The 6,515-nt window shown below is 42.9% G+C and carries 6 protein-coding genes; all 6 read right to left on the reverse strand.

Going from position 1 to position 6,515, the window contains the following annotated elements; genetic code table 11:
- The 6 genes from D6853_RS05295 to D6853_RS05320 all read right to left on the reverse strand — a co-directional run bounded on the left by D6853_RS05295 (window position 1) and on the right by D6853_RS05320 (window position 6,161).
- Window positions 1-678, reverse strand: coding sequence for a uracil-DNA glycosylase (locus D6853_RS05295; RefSeq protein ID WP_120656981.1), 678 nt, complete (start codon window positions 676-678; stop codon window positions 1-3).
- A 17-nt stretch (window positions 679-695) separates the two neighbouring features.
- The gene (hisF, locus tag D6853_RS05300; RefSeq protein WP_120656982.1) at window positions 696-1,457 is read right to left on the reverse strand and encodes an imidazole glycerol phosphate synthase subunit HisF; all 762 of its coding nucleotides are present in this window, start codon (window positions 1,455-1,457) and stop codon (window positions 696-698) included.
- Between the two features lie 13 nt (window positions 1,458-1,470).
- Window positions 1,471-2,088, reverse strand: a complete 618-nt coding sequence (hisH, locus tag D6853_RS05305) for an imidazole glycerol phosphate synthase subunit HisH (RefSeq protein ID WP_120656983.1) — start codon at window positions 2,086-2,088, stop codon at window positions 1,471-1,473.
- A 53-nt stretch (window positions 2,089-2,141) separates the two neighbouring features.
- Window positions 2,142-4,346 carry a hypothetical protein gene (locus tag D6853_RS05310; RefSeq protein ID WP_147367706.1) on the reverse strand — a complete coding sequence of 735 codons (2,205 nt, stop codon included), beginning with the start codon at window positions 4,344-4,346 and terminating at the stop codon, window positions 2,142-2,144.
- Window positions 4,343-5,173: a hypothetical protein gene (locus tag D6853_RS05315; protein WP_120656985.1), complete on the reverse strand. Its 831-nt coding sequence runs from the start codon at window positions 5,171-5,173 to the stop codon at window positions 4,343-4,345. Before D6853_RS05315 ends, D6853_RS05310 begins: the two co-directional genes overlap by 4 nt.
- Window positions 5,174-5,255: 82 nt before the next feature.
- Window positions 5,256-6,161, reverse strand: a complete 906-nt coding sequence (locus D6853_RS05320) for a chemotaxis protein (protein WP_120656986.1) — start codon at window positions 6,159-6,161, stop codon at window positions 5,256-5,258.
- Window positions 6,162-6,515 lie beyond the last annotated feature (354 nt).

Raw genomic sequence — 6,515 nt, forward strand, 5'->3', positions numbered from 1 at the left:
TTAAATATTCTCTATTTGCCAATCAATCGGCGATAAACCGTTATTAACCAGAAACTCGTTGCACTTACTGAAATGCCTGCATCCAAAAAATCCTCTGTAAGCCGATAACGGGCTTGGATGAGGCGCCTCCAATATAAGATGTTTGGGATTGTTTAACATGGATTTTTTCATCTGCGCAGGCTTGCCCCAAAGCATATATACAATAGGTCTGTCCTGCTCATTTACGGCCTTAATAATGGCGTCTGTGAACTGCTCCCATCCTTTTCCCTTATGAGAGTTGGCCTGGTGCGCTCTGACGGTCAGAACCGTATTTAAAAGAAGTACTCCCTGATCCGCCCATTTCTTCAGATAGCCGTTGTTGGGAACATAGCACCCAAGGTCATCCGAAAGCTCTTTATATATATTTACAAGCGAAGGCGGCGTATCTGCCTTACCGGGAAGCACGGAAAAAGAAAGTCCGTGAGCCTGCCCGGGCTCGTGATAGGGATCCTGTCCAAGAACAAGCACCTTAACCTTATCAAGAGGTGTAAGGTGCAGCGCATTAAAAATATCCTCCGAAGGCGGATATATAACGCTTTTACTGTATTCATCTTTTACAAAGCTATACAGCTGTTTATAATATGGCTTCTTAAACTCCTCATTAAGAGCATCAAGCCACCTTCCTGTTATCATCGACATATTTTATACCGCGAAGGTCAGATCCTGACCGGAACGCCTTTTCCTTTAAGATAGTTTTTGACTTCGGAAATCTCAAGCTCTTTATAATGAAAAAGAGAAGCCGCAAGAGCCGCATCAGCCTTGCCTTCCGTAAGTGCATCGTAAAAATGCTCCAAAGTGCCGGCTCCGCCCGAAGCTATAACGGGTACGTCGACAGCCTCAGCAATCTTTCTCGTAAGCTCTATATCATAGCCTGCCTTGGTTCCATCGCAGTCCATACTTGTAAGAAGTATCTCACCGGCGCCGAGTCCCACGGCCTTTTTAGCCCACTCGATCGCGTCGATTCCTACATCGATCCTACCGCCGTGCTTATAGATATTCCATCCGCTTCCGTCAGCTCTTTTCTTGGCGTCAATAGCAACTACAACGCACTGACTTCCGAATTTATCAGCTGCTTCCGCGATAAGCTCAGGTCTGTCTATTGCTGCGGAGTTCATCGAAACCTTGTCAGCGCCTTCTCTAAGGATTGCTCTCACATCATCAACAGTTCTGATACCGCCTCCCACAGTAAAGGGAATGAATACTTTTTTGGCAACTTCTCTTACCATATCGGCAACGGTTGCTCTTCTCTCATTGGAAGCCGTGATATCAAGGAACACCAGCTCATCTGCCCCGGCCTTGGAATAAGCTTCACCGACGCTTACAGGGTCACCTGCGTCCTTAAGATTAACGAAATTTATACCTTTTACAACTCTGCCATTGTTGACATCAAGGCAGGGAATAATTCTCTTTGTAAGCATATATTCTCCTCATTTATACATCAAGAAAGTTCTGAAGTATCTGCATTCCAACATCTGCACTCTTCTCAGGGTGGAACTGGCAGGCAAATACATTGCCGCTCTCAACGGAAGCATCAATCGTCACTGAATAATCCGTTGTAGCAGTGACAATGCTCTTATCCGTTGCATTTAGATAATAAGAATGCACAAAGTATACATAAGGATCTTCCGGAAGGTTTTTAAAAAGCTTACCTTCTCTGGGGAACTTAAGACTGTTCCAGCCAATCTGAGGCACCTTATAGGTATTGCCGGCATCATCCGTTCCGGGAATCTGCTGTATTTTTCCACGCAAAATGCCCAGGCCTTCAGATTCTCCGAGTTCCTCACTGGATTCGAACAATAGCTGAAGTCCCAGGCATATACCTAAGAACGGAATCTCTTTATCGACTATTTCACGAATCGACTCTCTGATTCCATATTGATCTATTCTTTTCATGGCGTCGGCAAACGCACCGACACCGGGAAGTACCACGCGATCGGCTCTGTATATTTCCTTGGGGTCTCTTGTTACAACAGTTTCCGCTCCAAGATATTCAAAAGCTTTCTCAACGCTCTTTATATTACCTGCATCATAGTCTATTATTGCAACCATTAGGCATCTGACTCCTTATTATTCTTTCGATGCCTTCTGCAATCACATGTGGCTTAAGACTCCGCGTCAAAGCCGACTATTTCCATAAGTTTGATAGTATAATCTCTATCTTTTTTGATAGCATTGATCTCCGCAATCTCATCTTCGGAGAGACCATAGTTCTCTGAAAGCAACGATTCTATACTATCGTACACGCTCTGAACTTGAATTTCAACATTAAACTTTTGAGCTTCCAACAATAATTCTTCCTTATTGCGTTTTGCCATAAGAAGCATGTCGAGAGCTTCCTTCTTCATGTCCATTGCGATGTAATTCTCATATCCCTCAAGATATCTGTTTGCCCATGCTATAACCCTGGACTGTTCATACATTGTGCTCTGCTCGGCCGTCTGCTTCTTGCCATACAAAAGCTTATATGTAGTCGAATAATCCCCGTGCATGTACGCGCCCGATGCTCTCTGAGAAGAGATTCTCTCGGGTAACAGAAAAGCGGGAAGACTGACAAGTATTCCAAGGCTCGCTGCAAACAGTGCCGCCAAGATTATCTTCTTTGGAGCCATAGCCTTCTCGGGAACACCGGGTTCCTTCGGCGGTTTCGGCTTCTTTTCCTTCTTGGGCTTCGGGGGTTTTTCCTTCTTAGGCTTCTTCTCCTTCTTAGGCTTTTCTTTCTTGGGCTTTTTCTCTTTTTTCTTTTTCTTGGGCTTGCCCTCTTCTTCTCCAAGCTCATTGAGAACCTGCTGATTCTCATCGGTAAGACTTGCAAGCTCTCCGCCTGCGGAAACGTCTTCATCTTCCTCTGTAAGAGTCTTTAATAGCTTGGTAAGCAGTCCTTCTTTCTTTTCTCTGCTTGAAGTACGAACCGGAGCAATTCCAATATCTGCGCCGCCGCTACTGCTTCCTTCATCGGAAAGATCGGCGAGTGCGGAAAGCCCGGGATCGGAACCAAGGTCGTCAAAGCCACTCTCAGTAAGCGCTCCCAAAATATCATTCTTGGAAATATCGGATTCTTCCGGTATTCCCAGCTCTTCATCAAGATGAGCGGTATTCTCTATGGATTCAACCTCATCGTTAGCGAGGCTGTTCATAAGCGCATCAAGATCGGGGATGGAAATATCTCCGTCGGATGAGGATTCCGTTGAAGGAGCCGCAGGTGCTGCGCTCTGAGCAGGCTCAGGTGTATCCCCGCTTACAAGCTCTGCAATCTCACCCTCAATTGAAGATCTGCTTCCCGTATCCGTTTCTATAAGTTCATCCAGACTTGCTTCCAGATCGTCCAGATTGATGTTATCCTCAGAAATCGCCTCAAGGCCTGATAAAAGAGAATTATCGAGCGTTACAACCTCGGCATCTTCTGTGATCGCAATACCCGGTGTCACGCCGCTTGAGGCGGTCTCGGCAGCCTCTTCCGAGGTTTCCGGCTCTGCGGCAGGGATTTCCGGTTCGGAAGGAATTTCTGCTTCACTAAAAGACTCCATGAGATCGCCGAGATCGGATATCTCATCGGTACTTTCTATCGGATCTCCGGCTCCTGAACTTTCGCCAAATTCCTGCTCCTGCTCTTTATCCAGAACATCGCTAAGGCTCTCTGTTCCGGGCTCTGTAGCCTCTGTAAGACTGTTTCCCGGCATATCATCAAGAAGATCTGTAAGAATCTCTTCAGGTGTCTGCTCAGCATCAGATTCTTTTTCACCGGCAACTCCGCTGTCATCGGGAAGTGAAATCTCCGGTGCCATCTCGAGCAAAGAATCGGTTTCCTCGGAATCGTCTATAATAGGCATAGGTGCTGCTTCAGGCTGCTCCTCTTTTTTCTGAGTCAGATCTATGTCAAAATTTTCATATGTTCCGTTTTTTATGCTTTCATCCATGCGCTCTGCATCAGCAATCGCTTCATCAAGAGCAATCTCTTCCGGATCACGTACATCTTCGCCTGAAGGCTCATCTCCTACCTTAAAAGAAGGAAGCGAAGAATCCGAAGGCTTGGCAATATCATCAAGAAGCTGCGCCATGCCGTCATCTATGACCTCATCCGCATCAAGCTTATTAAGAAGATTTCCAATCTCCTGAATATCCTTGTTGCCTGTGGAATTATCTATAAGCGCACCAATATCCCCTGATCCACCGCCTTGTGCCGGATCAGAGGTATTTTGCTTAGATTTTGAAGCCATTCTGCTAAGGGCTGATTGAGGATTATTGTTATTTGATTGTGCTGAGTTTAGTAAGCTGTCGAGATATTCCTCATCGTTAGACTTCATAGTCATCTACTCTCCTGCAAAATATAATCGACGGAATTCATCTTGATCGACTCCGTTTTGTCTTTTATTTCAGGTGTTGCCTGGTAGAGCTTTTCATGTACTCTGACAAGATGGGCTTTCTTATTTAACGATACGACGTTTTCAAACGGAAGTCTCACAACTGTCGGATATTCAAGCCCGACTCCAAGTTCAAGCATAATAAGCTTAAAATTGAGTGTTCGCGAAAGAAACGTCAGATAATCACTCCATCTTTCTTTGTACGCTATTTCGTTATAATTAATTTTACTATATTCAGTGCGTTTTTGGTTAATATATAACTCATTTCCTTCAAAAAAAGCTTTTTTAAAAGAAATGTTTTTATCAAAAACACCGTTCTGCTGCGTAATGATCTTATGAATCTCATCTACAATACTCATGAAATCGGGATTTTTATCAGCGGGATACAGCTCGCCTTCGGCACTGTCCGTCTGAAGAAACATATAATTACCGCACGGATAAACGCATTTTTCAACATCAAAGCCGTACATTGGCGCATCCCAAAGTGCAATATCACTTACCAAAAAGAACTTTTTATCTCCGATTAGCTTAAGAAGTCCCTTGTAAGCTTCTTCTATCCTCTCATCGGTGTTGTAATAAGCATATTCATATTCAACTATAGGCCTAAGCCAATTGTTTTCTTCTATGCTGCAAAATTCCAATATTTCATTATATCTATCGTCTTTTTTTATTCCGTTCTTAACCCAGTCCCACTCACTGCCTATTCCGATTATCAGCCTGTCTGCGTCCGCAATGAGCTCTTTTAAATTACATGCCATAAAAATATTATACTCCATAAAAATACTCCCTTTATCGAAACAGTCACTGAAAACGTGTTTTCATAACTGAGCCAACAAAGGGAGTTAAAGTCAGATATTATTAACCAGCTTCAGATGCATTAACAAGTTCGTCGATTACTGATACAAGATTTCCGATCTCAGGCTTGGAAAGCTGTCTGTCAGCTCCAAGAGATTCGCCTTTTCTTCTCATTTCCTCATTTACAAGTGATGAGAAGATGATAAGAGGAATCTTCTTTGTAGCATCGTCATCTTTAACAAGCTTGGTGAGTCTGTGTCCATCCATGATGGGCATCTCGATATCGGTGATGATACATTTGATCTGATCAAGTTCGCCTCTATCCTTACACTGTTTGATGTAATCATAAGCAAGCTTGCCGTTTTCGAAATGTCTTACGTTGTTGTAGCCGGCTTTGTTGAGTGAATCAACAATAAGCTTATTAAGAAGCTGTGAGTCCTCTGCAAGAACAATGGGAACCTCGTTTCTGGGGCGAGTTCCGATGTCTGAAAGGGCATCCATATTAAGTCCCGTATTGGGATTTATATCAGATACGATCTTCTCAAAGTCGAGAATGATTATAAGCTGATTCTCAAACTTGATGATACCTGTAGAAATGCTCTCTTCAGCCTTTGAAATTGTAGCATTAGGCTTGATGATGTCAGCCCAGGATACTCTATGAATACCTACAACCGAATCAACATGGAAAGCAATATCAAGTTTGTTGAAGTTGGTAACAATAAAGAGTCCGCCGGGCTTCGAAGCGCCTCTCTGCAGACAGTTTCTAAGATCAATTGCAGTGATCATAGTATCACGCGGCATAAATATGCCTTCAATACTAGGATGAGCATTAGGAACTGGCGTCACCTCCTGGTATACAATTATTTCCTTGATCTTAGCTACATTGATACCATAGCAATGGTCATCAATCTTAAATTCAAGGACTTCTAACTCGTTGGTTCCGTTTTCAAGCAGGATTTTTGATTCCATTCTCTCACCTCACGTGTAATAGTGTATTGAATTGTGATTATTAATTCATTAAGAAAAATACTTTATTCCGATTTAGAATGTATTGAATATCTTAGTTTAGTATAGCATAATTTTCTGAAAATAAATATAAAAAAACGAAAAAGACGGGCATTTGACCGTCTTTTAAGAATTCATTTATAAGTTTTTTATATTTTTCTTTATTTGTTCAAAAAAGGCAAAAAAAATCTTGTACCTTCAAAACCGAACACTGAATGCTTCCAGATCTATACATCTTTATGGATAAGCCCTCGACCTATTAGTACACATCAGCTGAACATGTTACCATGCTTACACCTTGTGCCTATCTAACCTCGT

This window comes from Butyrivibrio sp. X503 (genome assembly GCF_003625475.1).
Lineage (GTDB): Bacteria > Bacillota > Clostridia > Lachnospirales > Lachnospiraceae > Butyrivibrio.

Excerpts from the sequence above, each read along its gene's own strand:
- D6853_RS05295 (WP_120656981.1), bottom strand. The coding sequence starts at position 678 with ATGTCGATGATAACAGGAAGGTGGCTTGATGCTCTTAATGAGGAGTTT.
- hisF (WP_120656982.1), bottom strand. The coding sequence starts at position 1,457 with ATGCTTACAAAGAGAATTATTCCCTGCCTTGATGTCAACAATGGCAGA.
- hisH (WP_120656983.1), bottom strand. The coding sequence starts at position 2,088 with ATGGTTGCAATAATAGACTATGATGCAGGTAATATAAAGAGCGTTGAG.
- D6853_RS05310 (WP_147367706.1), bottom strand. The coding sequence starts at position 4,346 with ATGACTATGAAGTCTAACGATGAGGAATATCTCGACAGCTTACTAAAC.
- D6853_RS05315 (WP_120656985.1), bottom strand. The coding sequence starts at position 5,173 with ATGGAGTATAATATTTTTATGGCATGTAATTTAAAAGAGCTCATTGCG.
- D6853_RS05320 (WP_120656986.1), bottom strand. The coding sequence starts at position 6,161 with ATGGAATCAAAAATCCTGCTTGAAAACGGAACCAACGAGTTAGAAGTC.